Annotated in this window: 14 protein-coding genes; 6 read left to right on the top strand and 8 right to left on the bottom strand. The window is 75.8% G+C overall.

Annotated features, from left to right (window positions below; all coding sequences use genetic code 11):
* Positions 1 to 173: 173 nt before the first annotated feature.
* Positions 174 to 1,658 carry an adenosylhomocysteinase gene (gene ahcY / locus ACI78Z_RS23890; protein ID WP_457039030.1) on the bottom strand — a complete coding sequence of 495 codons (1,485 nt, stop codon included), beginning with the start codon at positions 1,656 to 1,658 and terminating at the stop codon, positions 174 to 176.
* A 141-nt stretch (positions 1,659 to 1,799) separates the two neighbouring features.
* The gene (locus ACI78Z_RS23885; protein ID WP_457039029.1) at positions 1,800 to 2,714 is read right to left on the bottom strand and encodes a GmrSD restriction endonuclease domain-containing protein; all 915 of its coding nucleotides are present in this window, start codon (positions 2,712 to 2,714) and stop codon (positions 1,800 to 1,802) included.
* Between the two features lie 263 nt (positions 2,715 to 2,977).
* Here ACI78Z_RS23885 and ACI78Z_RS23880 point away from each other — a divergent pair, with 263 nt between their 5' ends.
* Together ACI78Z_RS23880 and ACI78Z_RS23875 are read left to right on the top strand one after the other, a co-directional pair.
* The gene (locus ACI78Z_RS23880) at positions 2,978 to 3,571 is read left to right on the top strand and encodes an acyltransferase (protein ID WP_457039028.1); all 594 of its coding nucleotides are present in this window, start codon (positions 2,978 to 2,980) and stop codon (positions 3,569 to 3,571) included.
* Complete coding sequence (locus ACI78Z_RS23875) at positions 3,568 to 4,530, top strand: Gfo/Idh/MocA family protein (RefSeq protein WP_457039027.1); 963 nt, start codon at positions 3,568 to 3,570, stop codon at positions 4,528 to 4,530. Before ACI78Z_RS23880 ends, ACI78Z_RS23875 begins: the two co-directional genes overlap by 4 nt.
* On the opposite strand, the gene ACI78Z_RS23870 is transcribed toward ACI78Z_RS23875, so the two are convergent.
* Positions 4,521 to 5,249 carry a glycosyltransferase gene (locus tag ACI78Z_RS23870; protein ID WP_457039026.1) on the bottom strand — a complete coding sequence of 243 codons (729 nt, stop codon included), beginning with the start codon at positions 5,247 to 5,249 and terminating at the stop codon, positions 4,521 to 4,523. The two genes, ACI78Z_RS23875 and ACI78Z_RS23870, sit on opposite strands and share 10 nt — an antisense overlap.
* Positions 5,250 to 5,489: 240 nt before the next feature.
* Between ACI78Z_RS23870 and ACI78Z_RS23865 the strand changes: the two genes are divergently transcribed.
* Positions 5,490 to 7,862 carry a hypothetical protein gene (locus ACI78Z_RS23865; RefSeq protein ID WP_457039025.1) on the top strand — a complete coding sequence of 791 codons (2,373 nt, stop codon included), beginning with the start codon at positions 5,490 to 5,492 and terminating at the stop codon, positions 7,860 to 7,862.
* Complete coding sequence (locus ACI78Z_RS23860; RefSeq protein ID WP_457039024.1) at positions 7,859 to 8,863, top strand: lysylphosphatidylglycerol synthase domain-containing protein; 1,005 nt, start codon at positions 7,859 to 7,861, stop codon at positions 8,861 to 8,863. The genes ACI78Z_RS23865 and ACI78Z_RS23860 overlap by 4 nt, the downstream gene beginning before the upstream one ends.
* A 10-nt stretch (positions 8,864 to 8,873) precedes the next feature.
* Here ACI78Z_RS23860 and manA read toward each other — a convergent pair whose 3' ends face one another.
* From manA to ACI78Z_RS23835, 5 genes are all read right to left on the bottom strand, one after another.
* Positions 8,874 to 10,049: a mannose-6-phosphate isomerase, class I gene (gene manA, locus ACI78Z_RS23855; RefSeq protein ID WP_457039023.1), complete on the bottom strand. Its 1,176-nt coding sequence runs from the start codon at positions 10,047 to 10,049 to the stop codon at positions 8,874 to 8,876.
* A gap of 150 nt (positions 10,050 to 10,199) precedes the next feature.
* The gene (locus ACI78Z_RS23850; protein WP_457039022.1) at positions 10,200 to 11,351 is read right to left on the bottom strand and encodes an SIS domain-containing protein; all 1,152 of its coding nucleotides are present in this window, start codon (positions 11,349 to 11,351) and stop codon (positions 10,200 to 10,202) included.
* Between the two features lie 73 nt (positions 11,352 to 11,424).
* A complete protein-coding gene (locus ACI78Z_RS23845; RefSeq protein ID WP_457039021.1) occupies positions 11,425 to 11,619 on the bottom strand; it encodes a Trm112 family protein in 195 nt (64 codons plus the stop codon).
* A complete protein-coding gene (locus tag ACI78Z_RS23840) occupies positions 11,616 to 12,980 on the bottom strand; it encodes a phosphomannomutase/phosphoglucomutase (RefSeq protein WP_457039020.1) in 1,365 nt (454 codons plus the stop codon). Before ACI78Z_RS23840 ends, ACI78Z_RS23845 begins: the two co-directional genes overlap by 4 nt.
* Before the next feature lie 225 nt (positions 12,981 to 13,205).
* On the bottom strand, positions 13,206 to 13,607 hold the full coding sequence (locus tag ACI78Z_RS23835) for a DUF3499 domain-containing protein (protein WP_457039019.1): 402 nt from the start codon (positions 13,605 to 13,607) through the stop codon (positions 13,206 to 13,208).
* A gap of 149 nt (positions 13,608 to 13,756) precedes the next feature.
* Here ACI78Z_RS23835 and ACI78Z_RS23830 point away from each other — a divergent pair, with 149 nt between their 5' ends.
* Together ACI78Z_RS23830 and ACI78Z_RS23825 are read left to right on the top strand one after the other, a co-directional pair.
* Positions 13,757 to 14,212 carry a metallopeptidase family protein gene (locus tag ACI78Z_RS23830; RefSeq protein WP_457039018.1) on the top strand — a complete coding sequence of 152 codons (456 nt, stop codon included), beginning with the start codon at positions 13,757 to 13,759 and terminating at the stop codon, positions 14,210 to 14,212.
* Positions 14,213 to 14,296: 84 nt separating this feature from the next.
* Positions 14,297 to 15,304, top strand: coding sequence for a hypothetical protein (locus ACI78Z_RS23825; protein ID WP_457039017.1), 1,008 nt, complete (start codon positions 14,297 to 14,299; stop codon positions 15,302 to 15,304).
* Positions 15,305 to 15,431: the final 127 nt, after the last annotated feature.

Below are 15,431 nucleotides of genomic sequence, written 5' to 3'. Positions count from 1 at the left end.
CCCCCCCCCCCCCCCCCCCCCCCCCCCCCCCCCCCCCCCCCCCCCCCCCCCCCCCCCCCCCCCCCCCCCCCCCCCCCCCCCCCCCCCCCCCCCCCCCCCCCCCCCCCCCCCCCCCCCCCCCCCCCACGACCGTGAGCTGGGCTGATCATCACGGGGAGGAAGGGGGTCCTTCCTCAGTAGCGGTAGTGGTCGCTCTTGTACGGCCCCTCGACCGGGACGCCGATGTAGTCGGCCTGGACCTTGGTCAGCTCGGTCAGCTTCACCCCGAGGGCGTCGAGGTGCAGCCGCGCCACGTGCTCGTCGAGCTTCTTGGGCAGCACGGTGACCCCGGGCTCCCGGCCCTCGTAGGCGGCCCGGTTGCTCCACAGCTCGATCTGCGCGAGCACCTGGTTGGAGAAGGATGCGCTCATGACGAAGCTCGGGTGCCCGGTGGCGTTGCCCAGGTTCAGCAGCCGCCCCTCGGAGAGCACGATGACCGTGTGGCCGTCGGCGAAGCGCCACTCGTCGACCTGCGGCTTGATCGTCGTCCGCTCGATGCCCGGAGTGCGGGCGAGGCCGGCCATGTCGATCTCGTTGTCGAAGTGACCGATGTTGCCGACGATCGCCTGGTGCTTGGTCCGGCCGAGCTGCTCGGCGGAGATGATGTCCCGGTTGCCGGTGGCGGTGATGATGATGTCGGCCTTGCCGATCACCTCGTCGAGCGTGGTGACCTCGTAGCCGTGCATCGCGGCCTGCAGGGCGTTGATGGGGTCGATCTCGGTGACGATCACCCGGGCGCCCTGGCCCCGCAGCGACTCCGCGCAGCCCTTGCCGACGTCGCCGTAGCCGCAGACCACGGCCACCTTGCCGCCGATCATCACGTCGGCGGCGCGGTTGAGCCCGTCGATGAGCGAGTGGCGGCAGCCGTAGAGGTTGTCGAACTTGCTCTTGGTCACCGAGTCGTTGACGTTGATCGCCGGGAACAGCAGCCGGCCGTCGCGGGCCAGCTCGTAGAGCCGCATGACGCCGGTGGTGGTCTCCTCGGTGACACCGGCGATGCCCTGGCCGATCCGGGTCCAGTAGCCGGCGTCGGCCGCCAGCGTGCCGCGCAGCACGTCGAGGATGACGCCGTACTCCTCGGAGTCGGCCCCGGTGGTCCCCGGGACGGCGCCGTCGGCCTCGAAGCGGGTGCCCAGGTGGACCAGCAAGGTGGCGTCGCCGCCGTCGTCGAGCAGCATGTTCGGGCCGACGACGGTGCCGTCCTCGTCACGGAACTCGAACAGGCGCTGGGTGCACCACCAGTACTCCTCCAGCGTCTCGCCCTTCCAGGCGAACACCGGGACGCCCGCGGGCTGCTCGGGAGTGCCCTCGCCGACCACGATCGCCGCGGCGGCGTGGTCCTGGGTCGAGAAGATGTTGCAGCTCACCCAGCGCACGTCCGCGCCGAGCGCGGCCAGCGTCTCGATGAGGACGGCGGTCTGCACGGTCATGTGCAGCGAGCCGGCGATGCGCGCGCCGGCCAGCGGCTGCTCGTCGCCGTACTCCGCACGCAGCGCCATGAGGCCGGGCATCTCGTGCTCGGCGAGCCGGATCTCCTTGCGGCCGAACCCGGCCAGGGAGAGGTCGGCGACCTTGAAGTCGCCGTCGGTCAGTACACGGGTGCCGGTGGTGGCGGTCATGTCGCTCCAGTGATCGGCCCGGCCGCGATCGGCCGGGGCTCGCGTCGGTCGCTGTGGGTCCCGGCTGGTCCGGGAGAGCGAGCATGCCGAGGCCTCGGCGGGGCTCGTGCCGCCGTCCACGATACGCGGACGGCCGCTGCCCTACTCGCAGCCGATCCCGTCCCCGTCGCCGTCGAAGGCATCGGTCCACCCCGGCGCACCCCGCCGGATGGGCGCCGCGCCGACCGCGCGGACCGCGTCGCAGTCGGCGTAGCCGGTGCCCACCGGCAGCGGCGCCGCCTCGGCCGCCACCTCCGTCGCGGCCCCACCCGGCAGCGGCTCGGCGGGACAGCCGGCCAGCACGGTGGCGGCGGCGTTGCGCTCGGCGCGGGTGGCCCACAACCCGTAACCGGTCTTCACCGCGACCTGCCGCGCGACGTAGGCACAGCGGTAGGAGGCGTGCGGCGGCAGCCAGGTCGCGGCGTCGCCGTCCCCCTTCTGCATGTTGAGCGGCCCGTCGACGGCGAGCAGGTTCAGCGGGTCGTTGGCGAAGTCGGTCCGCCGGTCGGCGCCCCAGCCCTGCGCGCCCTTCTGCCAGGCGTCCGACAGCGCGACGACGTGGTCGATCTGCACGTCGTCGCTGGTGTCCTCACCGCGGCGGAACTCGATGGTGCGCCCGGAGTAGGGGTCGGCGAGGGTGCCCGAGACGACGACGCAGTCGTTGGTCCCGGGCCGGAACGCCTCACCGGTCAGGTCGCGGGCCAGCACGTCGTTGCGGGTGTCGCAGCCGTTGCGGTCGGTGTCGACCCAGCCGTCGCCGAAGTGCTCACGCTCGTAGCCGGTCCGCGGCGCGCGGCCCCGCACCTCGACGTCGGCGAGGGCGGCCAGCGCGGAGCCCGGCGGCGCCGTGGCGATCGCCCGGTCGGCGGCCGCGTCGTCCAGGACGCCGGTGGGCGCACCGCCGGCGGGCTCCGCGCCGGACGGCAGCGCGCAGCCCGACAGCAGGACCAGGACGGTCCAGCCGAGCAACGCGCCGCGGCGGGCCGCGGACGGCGCTGCGGTGGAGCGGGGGGACACGGATCTCCTCCCACCTACGGACCGGAGACCTCGACGGTAGGCGCTCGCCGACGCGGCCGGGGACGGACACGCCCGGAGCGCGGCGCCCCGCCCACCGCGCCGGGTGCGCAGTGGCCCGCCCCACGCCGGACCGGGCACCGGGCGCCGCCGATACGCTCCACCCGACCAGCCGTCCGCACCCCGGCCGGGCTCGGCGGGCGGAACCGGGCCGACCGGCCGGCTACACCCCGCGGGATGGCCAGACACGAGGCGAACGGACCACCATGACCTCCGCGCAGGGCCCCGCCCGACACCCGGCTGCCGCACACGAGACGGCCGTCATCGAGCCCGGTGCGCAGATCGGTGCCGGCACCCGGGTCTGGCACCACGCGCACGTCCGCGCCGGCGCGGTGATCGGATCGGGGTGCGTGCTCGGCAAGAACGTCTTCGTCGACGCCGGTGCCGTCATCGGCGACCGCTGCAAGATCCAGAACAACGTCTCCGTCTACACCGGGGTGGTGCTGGGATCGGACGTGTTCGTGGGGCCCAGCGCCGTGTTCACCAACGACCTGCGGCCCCGGGCCTCCGCCGAGGAGTGGACGGTCACCCCGACCGCGGTCCACGACGGCGCCTCGATCGGGGCGAACGCGACCATCGTGTGCGGCACGGTGCTGGGCCGCGCGGCGATGGTGGCCGCGGGGTCGGTGGTGACCCGGGACGTGGCGTCGCACCAGCTGGTCGCCGGCAACCCCGCCCGCCACCACGGATGGGTCTGCGCGTGCGGCGAGGTGGTCAGCCGGGCCGTGGAGCGCCCCGCCGACGTGCGGTGCCCCGGGCACGGGGGCGGCACCGCCGACGACCGGGGGGCAGGGGCATGACCGGGACCATCCCGGTGGCCGTCGTCGGCGCGGGGATCATGGGGGCCAACCACACCCGGGTCCTGCGCGGGCTGCCGGAGGCGGAGGTCGTGCTCGTCGTCGACCCCGACGAGCCGCGCGGCCGGGCACTGGCCGCGTCGGTGGGGGCGCGGTACAGCCCCGATCCCGCCGAGATCCCCGCGGTCGCCGCGGCCGCGGTCGTCGCCGTCCCCAGCGAGCGGCACGTCGAGGTCGGCGTCCCGCTGCTGCGGGCCGGCGTGGACCTCCTCGTCGAGAAGCCCATCGCCACGACGGTCGAGGACGCGGACGCCCTCATCGAGGCCGCGCGGGACGGCGACCGGGTCCTGATGATCGGCCACGTCGAGCGCTTCAACCCCGCGGTGCTCCAGCTCGACGAGCTGGTGCAGGACCCGCTGCACATCGAGCTGACCCGCGTGGGCCCCTTCTTCCCGCGGGTCACGGCCGACGTCGTCCTCGACCTGATGATCCACGACCTCGAGCTCGCACTCGCCCTGTCCGGCTCCGAGGTCGAACGGGTCGAGGGGATGGGCCGGCGGGAGCGGACCGACTCGCTGGACCTCGCGACCGCCCTGCTGCAGTTCCGCAACGGGGTGACGGCCAGCGTCACGGCAAGCCGCATCGGGCAGACCAAGATCCGCCGGATCGAGCTGACGCAGCGCAGCAACTTCGTCGTCCTGGACCTGGTCCAGCAGGGCCTCACGATCCACCGGGTGGACCACAACGAGTTCCTCGCCGAGAGCGGCGCGCGGTACCGGCAGAGCGGGCTCATCGAGATCCCGTTCCTCGAGCACCGCGGTGAGCCCCTGGTGCTGGAGCTGGGCCACTTCCTCGAGTGCGTCGTCTCCCGCCGGCCTCCGCGGGTGACCGGGACCCAGGGCCGCCGGGCCCTCGAGGTTGCGCTCGCCGTGCAGCGGTCGGCCGACTCGTCCTACCGGTGAGCCGGCGCGCCCGCGGAGGCGTGGTCCGCGCCGGACACGTGCCGCCGCCGGATCCCGGGCAGCCCCGCGGCCATCCGCCAGACGTCGCGCACGGTGATCCGGCTGCGGTGGTCGCGGTGGTCCGGGGCGAGCCGCACCGGCACCTCCAGCGGCCGCACCCCCCCGCGTTCGGCCAGGTAGCACAGCTCGGTGGTCACCAGGTAGCCCGGTTCGCGGAGCAGGGGACCGACCCGGCGTGCCCAGTCCCCGGCCAGCACGAAGGTGCCCTGCGGGTCCCCGGTCCGCATCCCCAGGACCAGGCGGCGCAGCAGCCGGAACCCCCCGGTGAGGACCGCCCGCACGAACCCCCGGTCGACGTCGGAGTCCCGGTGCGCCTTGGACCCGATGACCACCGGGTGGTCCCCGGGGTCGACGCGCTCCGCCGCCTCCAGGTCGTCGAAGCCGAACGGCAGGTCGTCGGCGGTCAGGACGACCCGAGCCCCGCGGCTGGCGGCGATGCCGGCGCGGTAGGCGTGCCCCATCCCCGTCGCCGACCGGAGGACCCGGAGGCACACCCCGGGACGGTCCCACGTCGCCACGATCCGCTCCAGCAGGGCACCGGTCCCGTCGGTCGAGCCGTTCTCGACGACGATCACCTCGGCGTCCCGGCCGTCCAGCCGGTCCGCCAGCGCGCACAGGGTGGCCTCGATGGCCGGCGTGCTGTCGTGCGCCGGCACCACGTAGCTCAGGGCCGTGGCGGCGGGGGGCCGCGACGGGGCGCCGGACGGCGATGGCGGGGTAACGTCCTGATCACACGGCACCGGCAGACCGTCCGTCGTCTGGCTCCGGACGTCAACGTCGTCCCGCATGACGGTGGCTGCACCGGTCGCCGTCCTCCCGGTCGGCCGGGCCGTCGACGACGTCAGCGGCGGCAGGGGTGCCCGCGGATCCGGGGCACCACGGACGAGGGGGGCCTCCGGGTGAGCAGCGCTGCGGGCACGTCGACCGGCTCGCCCCCGGCGGTCCGTGCCGGGCGCCGGATCCCCGAGCCCCTCGTCGTCCTCGGCGTCGGCGTCGTGGTCGCGGCGACGATGACGATCCCGTTCCTGCACCGGCACGGGTTCTACTACGGCGGGGACAACCCGGAGTCCTTCGTCCCCTTGTGGCACCACTTCGGCCGGCAACTGCGGGCCGGGCAGTGGCCGACGATGGACCCGGCCGGCTGGACCGGCGGCAACTACGCCGCCGAGGGCACGTACGCGCTGTGGAACCCGGTCCAGCTGCTGGACTACGTGCTCGTCTCGTTCTTCGACGACCTGGCCGCCGCGGCCGCCGTCGTGCAGATCCAGTTCCTCGCGCTGCTCGGCATGGGTGCGTACCTGCTGTTCCGCGAGTACGGCGCGGGCCGGCTCGCTGCGGCAGTCGTCGCCGTCGCCGTCCCCGCCACCGGCTTCACCCTCTACTACGAGGCCAACGGCTGGCCGGCCGGCCTCATGGCGTTCACCTGGGTGACCTGGTTCTGGTGGGCCGCGCGCCGGCAGGCCCGGGGCCGGCTCGCGCCGCTGTGGACGTTCCTCCTCGGCGCCCTGGCCATGACCACCGGCAACCCGTACGCGGCGCTGGGCATGGTCATCGTGCTGGCCGGCACCGCCGTCGAGCTGCTGGTCCGCCGCGACTGGCGGCGGCTGGGCGGCCTCGTCCTCACCGGTGCCTGCGTCGGGGCGACCGCCGCTCTGGTCTTCCTGCCGCTCCTGGGAACGCTGCCGGTGACCGACCGGGAGCAGACCGCGATGCTGGCCAACGACACGTTCCTGGTGCCCCAGCTGGGCGACGTCCTGGCCTCCAGCGCGCCGACCTACCTGCCCGCGATCCTCAACTGGGGTGGGGCACTCCTCGAGCGGGCGCCGTCGACCTACGCCATCTGGTTCGCCCTCCCCCTGCTGCCGTGGCTGCGCTGGCGCGGCCTCCGGCGACCGGACCGCCCGCTGACCAGCGTGGCCGTCATCGCCGTCGTCTTCGGCGTCCTGACCTTCGGCCCGTCGAACCTGTGGCTCTTCCGCTGGCCGATCCGGCTGATCGAGTACCTCTACCTGGCCCTCGCCGTCCTGCTCGCACTCCTGCTGTCCCGTGGCCTGGCCACCGACCACGTGCGCCGGCGGACGGCCGCGACCGTCGCCGTCGTGGTGGCCGGGGGCTACCTGTCCTTCGCGGTCCGCCCCGACCACCCGTGGCTGCACGTGCTGGCCACGGGAGGCGTGCTGGCCCTGGTCCTGCTGGCCGTGACCGCGTTCCGCCGGTGGGGACGTCCCGCCTGGGCGGCGGTCCTGGTCGCCGGCACGGTCCTCGTCGTCACCGGCCAGACCGGCCAGCTGCCCCTGCAGCCCGAGGACGCGGACGTCCGGGCGCAGGTGCCGAACTCCATCACCCAGGTGCGCGAGGTCTCGGCCGGCTACCGCGGCACGGTGCTGCAACTGGCCGACCCGGCGTCGCTCCAGACCGCACCGCGCCGGTACACCGGGCACCTTCTGTTCGGCAACGAGACCCTCATGACCGGGCACGAGTCGATCGTGCGGTACAGCGGGATGGGGTTCGAGGAGTTCGCCGACGCGCTCTGCATCGGCTACCGGGGGCAGGCGTGCCCGGAGGCGTTCGACCGCGCCTGGCGACCGGTCGGCGACACCGACGTGCCGCTGGTCGACCTGCTCGGCGTGGAGACCCTCGTGATCGACAGCGAGGTGTTCCCCGGTCCCGCCCGCCGGCCGCCCCCGCCGGGCTGGTCCGTGGGCACCCGGGACCGGGTGCGCACCGTGTGGGTCCGGGACCGGCCCGTCGGGTACGAGGGCCGCCTCACCTGGGCGTCCCCCGGGATGGCGGTCCTGTCCGACGTCGGCGAGGGCGTCAGCGAGGAGGTGCGGGTGCAGGCACCCACCGCCGGCACGCTGGTCTTCGCCCGGCTGACCTGGCCCGGCTACACCGCGACGCTGGACGGCGAGCCGGTCGAGGTGCAGGACGGCCCGGCCGGGCTCCTCTCCGTCGACGTCCCGGCCGGCCGCCACGTCGTGGCGATCGCCTTCCACACCCCCGGCCTGTCGGCGGGGATCGCCGCCGTCGCCGTCGCGGCCCTCATCAGCGTCGGCCAGTCGGCCGCCTGGCTCGTCGCCCGGCGGCGGGGCCGGCGCACTCCGGTGCCGCCGCCTCCCGACGACGACCGGGACCGACTCGCGCCCGGCGCCGGTGACCAGCGGTGGGGGGACGGGATCCCGGCGCGTGCCGTCCGCACGGTGCCCGACCGGGAGCCTGCCCCCAGCCGCACGGTGCCGCGCGGGGCGGGAGCCGGGAGCGCCGGCACGTGACCGAGGACGTCGACACCTCCACGACGGCGTCGGACCCGGCCGGGCCGGCTCCCGATCCCCGTCCCGCGGACGTCCGGGGCCGCCTGCTGGCCTGGGGCCGGCGGGTGGCGGTCGCGGCCGTCATCGGGTTCGCCGTGCACCAGGTGGTCCGCGAGTGGGACGAGGTGTCCGCGACGCTGCGCCACCTCGCCTGGCCGCACCTGCTGCTGGCGGTGGCGGCGGTGTCGGCCGGTGTGCTGCTCGGCCCCCTCGTCTGGCGGGCTGCCCTGGCCGCGATGGGGGCCCGGGTCGGGGTGCCCGACGCCGCCCGGATCTACCTGGTCGGCCAGCTGGGCAAGTACGTGCCCGGATCGGTGGTCGCCTTCGTGCTCCAGATGGAGCTGGCCCGGGCGGCCGGGGTCTCCCGGGCCCGCGGCCTCACCGCCTCGCTGCTGACCGCGGGGATCGCCGTCGTCACCTCGCTCGTCGCCGGGCTGCTCGCGGTCCCGGCGCTGGCGGCCAGCCGGCCCGCACTGCTGTGGCTGTTCGCCCTGCTCCCGGTCGGGCTCGCGCTGCTGCACCCCACGCTGCTGACGGCCGTCGTCGACCGGCTGCTGGGGCTGCTGCGCCAGGGTCCGCTGCCGCAGCGGCTCGCCGGCGGGGCGATCGCCCGGGCGAGCGGCCTGAGCCTGCTGGTCTACCTGTTGTACGGCGTCCACCTGTTCGCCCTCGTCGACACGCTGGAGGACCCGTGGCCGACCAACCGGGCGCTGGCCCTCGTCCTGTGCGTCGGCGCCATGGGGATGGCGATGACCGCCGGTGTGGTGGCCTTCGTGCTGCCCTCGGGGATCGGCGCCCGGGAGCTCGTCATCGTCGGGGCACTGGCCGCGGTGCTGCCCTACGGGCAGGCCCTGGCGCTGGCCGTCGTGTCCCGCGTGGTGTTCACCCTCGTCGAGCTCGTCTCGGCCGGCGCGGCGACCCTCGGCGCGTGGCTCAGCACCCGTCGCGGGGCTCGGGCCTGACCCGGCGCGGTCAGGAGAGGTTCGTGGTGCTCCGGTAGAGCAGCGCCGGACCGCGGGCGGTGACCGGTTCCCCGGCGGGGACGAACGCCGACTGCCCCTTCTCCAGGACCACCTCGCCGTCCCCCGCCGCCAGCACGGCGCGGCCCTCGGTGCACAGCAGCACCTGCGGCCCGGCGGTGGTCAGCGCCCCGGTGCGGTCGTCGAGCTGGACCCGGGTCAGGTCGAAGTCCTCGACCGGGACCGGGTAGCGCAGGCCGCCGGGCCCCAGCACCGGGTGGATCACCGGGATGCGGCCGTCGGTGAAGTCGAGCACCTCGATGAGCGCGGCCAGGTCGACGTGCTTGCTGGTCAGCCCCCCGCGCAGCACGTTGTCCGAGCTGGCCATGACCTCGACCCCGGCGCCCCTGAGGTAGGCGTGCAGGTTGCCGGCCGGCAGGAACACCGCCTCGCCGGGGGCCAGCTTGAGGTGGTTGCACATGAGCGAGATGACGACGCCCGGATCACCGGGGTAGGACTCGGCGAGCGTCGCCGCCCAGCGGTAGGTGTTGATGAACTCCGGGTCGTGCGCGGCGACGAAGGAGGCGGCCCGGGTCGCGACGGCCTCGACCAGGGAGGTCCGCCGCCGGCCGGACAGGGCGAGCAGCTGGGGGATGGCCGCCCGCAGCCCACGGCGCGCCAGCGCCGCGATCGTCGGCTTGAGCTCGGGCAGCTGCAGCTTGGCCAGGCAGTGCAGCGACTCCTCGACCGGCCGGAAGCCGCAGAGAGCCTCGAAGGTGGTCAGCGCGAGCAGCAGCTCGGGCTTGTGCCACGGGTCCTTGAACGTCCGCGTCGGGTCGTCCTGGGGGATGCCGGCGGTCTCCTCGGCGGTGTAGCCGGCCGCCGCCTGCTCCATCGTCGGGTGCGCCTGCAGGGACAGCGGCCGGTCGGCGGCGAGCACCTTCATGAGGAAGGGCAGCCGCGGGCCGAAGCGCGTCACGACCGGTACGCCGAGCAGCCGCTCCGGCTCCTCGGCGATGGCCCGGTCCAGCGGCCGGCCGTCGGACAGCAGGCTCGGCTCGTCCGGGTGGGCGCCCATCCACAGCTCCGCGTGCGGCTGCGGTGCCGGGCTGGGCTGCCCCAGCAGCTCGGGGATGACCGTCCGGCTCCCCCACGGGTAGAAGCGCACGGCACTGGTGAGGGGCCACATCAGCGGTGAGGCTACTGGCCGTTCCGCGCCCGCGGGCGTGGTCCGGCGCACACCGGGTCAAAGCTCTCACCCGATGGGGTCGGCCACCGTCGCCGCGGACGCCCCGGCCGGCCGCCTGGTGACGGCCGGGAGCGGCCCGCACCCCGCCGGTCAGTCCCGGGCGCCGGCGGACCGCTCCGTGTCGAGGGCCAGGGCGAGGTAGACGGCCGTGAAGTCGGCGACCGCCAGCTGGCGGGCCAGGCGGGGCAGCCGGCCGTACCGCTCGGGATCCCCGTGCTCGGCCAGACCGCTCACCGGGACGTTCGCCGCGGCGGCGCTGCGCAGCGCCTCCCCCAGCGCCTCGCGTGCCGACCGGGGCTCACGCTCCCCCGCGCCGTCGTGCTCGCCGGCGTCGGCGTCGCGCACCGTCAGCAGCCGCAGCCGCCGGCCGGTGTCCTCCGCGCGGTCGCGGAAGAAGTCGTCCTCACCGGCCTCCGGTGCCAGCGGCCCGCGCAGCACCGCGCAGGCGGCGACCCGCTGGTCGGGCATCCGGAAGGTGGTGACCGGGAGCCCGGCCAGCGTGGCCAACTGGTCGGCGATGCGGGTGGCGGCGGTGCCGGCCAGCGGCCCCTCGGCGGCGATCACCGGCAGCGCGTCGAGCAGCTCGAGGGCCAGTGTCTTGGCCGGGTTGACGAAGGACTCGCGGGCCGGCCCGCACTCGGCGGCGACCTCGTCGAGCGCGGTGGCGACCGCCTCCAGGTCGGCCGCGCCCTCCGACAGCAGGTCCAGGCCGACGGCCAGCCGCAGCATCGGGGTGAGCAACGACCAGAGCGTGGTGTGCCGCACCCGCGAGCGCGGCAGCGGGACGTACGGCGCGCGGGCGGTGGAGCAGGCCGCGCGCAGCGGGGCGTCGTCGGCACCGATGCCGAGCAGCGTCACGCCGCGACGTGCCGCCTCGTAGGCCGGGGTGACGGCGTAGCGGCCGGCGCCGGTGCGGGTGGCGACGACGGCGATGTCGCTGGGGCCCGTCCACACCGGCAGGTCCGGCCCGGGGACGACGTCCACGGTGACCGGGCTGGCCGGCCCGAGCAGCGCCCGCAGCACCTGCGCGGCCACCGCCCCCTCCCGGCGGGCGACGATGACCAGCCCGCGCGGGCGGCCGCCGGCGGTGACCCGCTCCAGGCCCGCCTCCTCGGTCAGCCGGGCGGTCTCGCGCACCTGCGCGCCGGCCCCGGCGACCGCGGGCAGCAGGCCGCGCGGATCCCGGGCGCGCAGCACGTCGAGGTCGTCGAGGACCTCCTCGGCCAGCTCCGGCGACGTCACGAGTCCTCCTCGCTGGCGCTCGTCGGACTCGTGCCGCGACGTGCTGCGCCCCTGCGTGAGCTCGCGAGCTCGCTCACGAGCGCTGCCGTGCCTCGTCGAGCAACAGCACCGGGATGCCGTCGCGCACCGGGAAGGCCCGGTCGCAGGTGCTGCAGACCAGTTCGCTCGCCGCCTCGTCCACCGTCAGCGGGCTGTGGTGGGCGTCGGGGCAGGCCAGGATCTCCAGCAGCGCGGGGTCCAGACCCAACGGGCCACTCGGCGTTGTCATGCGCGCACCATCCCCAGCACTCGGTCCCGCAGTTCGGTCATCCGCGCCTCGTCCGGCGCCTCGACGTTGAGCCGCAGCAGCGGCTCGGTGTTGCTCGCTCGCAGGTTGAACCACGAGCCGTCGGGCAGGTCCACGGTCAGCCCGTCGAGCTCGTCGATGGTGACGCCGTCCTGCCCCTCGAACGCCTCCCGCACCGCCTCGGTGCGCCCGGCGGCGTCGGCGACGGTGGAGTTGACCTCCCCGGAGGCGGCGTAGCGGGTGTAGCCGGCGGTCAGCTCCGACAGCGGCCGGCTCTGCTCCCCCAGCGCGGCGAGCACGTGCATGGCGGCGAGCATGCCCGTGTCGGCCCGCCAGAAGTCGCGGAAGTAGTAGTGCGCGGAGTGCTCGCCGCCGAAGACGGCGTCCGTGCGCGCCATCTCGGCCTTGATGAAGGAGTGCCCGACGCGGGTGCGCACCGGCTCCCCGCCGTGCTCGCGGACGATCTCCGGCACGGCGCGGGAGGTGATCAGGTTGTGGATGATCGTCGTCCCCCGGCCCTCGGCCAGCTCACGGACGGCGACCAGCGCGGTGATCGCCGAGGGGCTGACCGGCTCGCCGCGCTCGTCGACGACGAAGACCCGGTCGGCGTCCCCGTCGAAGGCCAGCCCGATGTCGGCGCCGGTGCGCCGGACCTCGGCCTGCAGGTCGACCAGGTTCGCCGGGTCCAGCGGGTTGGCCTCGTGGTTGGGGAAGGAGCCGTCCAGCTCGAAGTACAGCGGCAGCACCTCCAGCGGGAGGCCGTCGAGCACCACCGGGACGGTGTGCCCGCCCATGCCGTTGCCCGCGTCGACGACGACGCGCAGCGGCCGGATCGTCGAGAGGTCGACCAGCGAGCGCAGGTACGCGGCGTACTCGGCGAGCAGGTCGCGCTGGGCGATCGACGCCGTCCGCTCGGGGACCCGGTCGTAGGAGTCGCGCTCGGCCCACTCGCGGAGGGTGGCCAGCCCCGACTCCTGCCCGACCGGGGTGGCGCCGGCGCGGCAGAGCTTGATGCCGTTGTACTGCGCGGGGTTGTGGCTGGCCGTGAACATCGCGCCGGGGACGCCGAGGGAGCCGGAGGCGAAGTACAGCAGGTCGGTGGACCCGAGGCCGGCCTCGACGACGTCGACGCCGCGGGACAGGACCCCCTCGGCGAACGCCCGGGACAGCGGCACCGAGGAGTCACGCATGTCGTGGGCGGTCACCACGGCGGTTGCGCCGCTCTCCTGCCACACGAGCTCGCCGAAGGCTGCGCCGATCCGTCGGGCGACCACGTCGTCCCACTCGTCGGGGACGACGCCGCGGACGTCGTAGGCCTTGATGATCGAAGAGAGACCGTGCACCCTGCTCACCCTCGCCGGAGCCGGCCGCCGACTCCCCGGCCGGCGGCGCCGACCGACCCTATAAGGACCCCGCTGCTCCCCACCGCTCGCACGCTCGCGGCGGGCCCCTGCAGCGGGGCCGCCCCAGCACGTCACCGAGCTCGCGGCGGGCCCCTGCAGCGGGGCCGCCCCAGCACGTCACCGAGCTCGCGGCGGGACCCTGCAACGGTGGCCGCGCCAGGGCGATCAGGTGATGTCGGGGAGGACCCGCAGGTGGCCGCGGCGGGTGCCGCTGCCGTCGTCGGCGGGGTTGCGCGGGGGCTCGGGCCGGGCGGCCTCGCGGACGGCGTCGGCGAGGGCCAGCAGGTCGTCCCCGGTCGGGCCGGAGTCCTCGACGTCGATCTCGTGCCGGACGACCTCCCAGCCGCGCGGCACGGTCAGCCGCTCGGCGTGGAACTCGCAGAGGTCGTAGCTGTGCGGCTCCGAGAACGTCGCCAACGGGCCGACGACAGCGGTCGACTCCGCGTACACGTAGGTCAAGGTCGCTGCCGCCGGTTGCGCGCAGCCGCTGCGCGAGCAGCGACGTGACTGCCTCACCACCGGTTCCTCACGGACCGCACAGTAGCCGCGTACGCGGGTGGTTGGCATCAGGCGCACCGGGTTTCGACGCCCGGGAGGAGCAGCAGTCCCATCCTGCACGACGGCCCCGCGCACCCCGTCGCGCGCCCGCTGCGGGTCGTGCTCGATCCCGCACCGGGCGCGCTGCCGGACCCCCCGGCCGTACGCTCGCACCCGTCATGAGCCGATCCGCCCGATCCCGCCGCGACCGGCACGGCCGGGGGCTGCGCGGGCGCCTGGTCCCCGACGGCGTCCCCCTGGCCCGCAGCCGCGCCGCCCAGTTCGACGACCTCGTCCTCGACGCGGTCGAGGACCTCGAACGGCGGTGGGAGAAGGAACTGGCCGGTGTCGAGTTCGCCGTCGAGGACGTGCCCTGGGTGGAGCACACCGACCCCGACGAGGTGGTGCTCGACGCCGACGTGCTCGACGACGGCAGCGTGCCCCTGGCCCGGGTCCTGCCCGCCCACCGGGACGGCTCCCGGGAGGTACCGCCGCGGATCGTGGTCTACCGCCGGCCGCTGGAGCTGCGCGCGCACGACCGCGACGACCTCGCCGACCTGGTCCGTGACGTCGTCGTCGACCAGGTCGCCGTGCTGCTGGGGCGCGACCCGGAGGAGATCGACCCCACCGCGTGAGGCCCGCCCTGCAGGCGAGCCACCGCTCGGCAGCTCGGGGCGGCGCCCGGGAGGGGCCGGCACCGGCTGCGATGCTCTGACGCGATGGACTCCTCCGCGCCGGTCGCCGTCCCCTGGGTCGTGCTGGTCCTGGCGCTGATCGCGCTCGCCGGCCTGGCCGCGGTCGCGCTGACCCGGCCGCACACTCCGTCCCCTCCCCCCGCCGACCCGGCCCCGGCCCGGCCCGCCCGGCCGGCGCCCCGCTGGCCGGACGACGACCTCCCGGGCTTCCTCGAGACCCCGCCCGGCACGCCCGGCGACCCGCCCGCGCCGGCGGTCGCGCCCGCAGCGGACGACGACGACCGGGTCGCCGGCACCCCGGACGGCAGCGGCCGCGTGGTGGTCGGGATGGCCGCCGCCGCGCTGGTGCTGGTGGCCGCGCTGGCCGGGCTCGCGGCGGCCGGCCCTGACGGCGGGGAACCGCCCGTCGCCGCGCCGACCCGCACGGACACGCCGCCGACGCAGGCCGGCTCGACCGCACCCCCGGCCGCTCCCGTGCTGCCCGCCGTGCCGGCGGACCCGCTGCCCGGCGAGGGGGGCGCAGGGGTCCTCGCCGACCGGTCGGTGCCGCTGGGCGAGGACGGCGTCGTGGCCCGGCTGGCGTTCGGCGGCATCGTCGTCGAACGCTTGGCGGTCGGGACGACGGTGGCCCACCCGTCGGTGAGCGTCACCGTGGCCGGGGACGGCGGGGCGGCGCTGGCGCACCTGCAGCTGCCGACCTGGAACTGCCTGACCACCGAGGCGCCCGCCGATCCGGCCGCCGCCGGCTGCGTGCGGTCCCGCACCGAGTACGCCGACCTGCCCTCCCCCGCCCTCACCGTGACGCGCGAGGGCCACGACCTGCGGCTGACCGGCCGCTTCCCCACCTACACCCGGCCGATCGGCACCGCACCGGCCTACACCGGGCGGGTCTACGACCTGACCGTGACGATCACCCCCGCCGGCCCCGTGCGCAACGGCGTCGCGACCGCCGAGGGCACGCTGTTCCTCGGCACCGACCGCGCCGAGAGCGTCGACGACCCGCTGCTCAACGTCGTCCGCTACGCCGGCTGACCCCTCCCGGGGGGGGGGGGGGGGGGGGGGGGGGGGGGGGGGGGGGGGGGGGGGGGGGGGGGGGGGGGGGGGGGGGGGGGGGGGGGCGGGGGGGGTGGGGGCTGCTAGCGGGGGGGGGGGGGGGGGG

The organism is Geodermatophilus sp. SYSU D01176 (assembly GCF_054050015.1).
The sequence above is the reverse complement of the archived record's forward strand: the minus strand, read 5'-3'. Positions and strand labels throughout refer to the sequence as shown.

Bases quoted from the DNA above. Each gene is read 5' to 3' on its own strand.
- ahcY (WP_457039030.1), bottom strand. From the start codon at position 1,658: ATGACCGCCACCACCGGCACCCGTGTACTGACCGACGGCGACTTCAAG.
- ACI78Z_RS23880 (WP_457039028.1), top strand. From the start codon at position 2,978: ATGACCTCCGCGCAGGGCCCCGCCCGACACCCGGCTGCCGCACACGAG.
- ACI78Z_RS23875 (WP_457039027.1), top strand. From the start codon at position 3,568: ATGACCGGGACCATCCCGGTGGCCGTCGTCGGCGCGGGGATCATGGGG.
- manA (WP_457039023.1), bottom strand. From the start codon at position 10,049: ATGTGGCCCCTCACCAGTGCCGTGCGCTTCTACCCGTGGGGGAGCCGG.
- ACI78Z_RS23845 (WP_457039021.1), bottom strand. From the start codon at position 11,619: ATGACAACGCCGAGTGGCCCGTTGGGTCTGGACCCCGCGCTGCTGGAG.
- ACI78Z_RS23835 (WP_457039019.1), bottom strand. From the start codon at position 13,607: ATGCCAACCACCCGCGTACGCGGCTACTGTGCGGTCCGTGAGGAACCG.
- ACI78Z_RS23830 (WP_457039018.1), top strand. From the start codon at position 13,757: ATGAGCCGATCCGCCCGATCCCGCCGCGACCGGCACGGCCGGGGGCTG.
- ACI78Z_RS23825 (WP_457039017.1), top strand. From the start codon at position 14,297: ATGGACTCCTCCGCGCCGGTCGCCGTCCCCTGGGTCGTGCTGGTCCTG.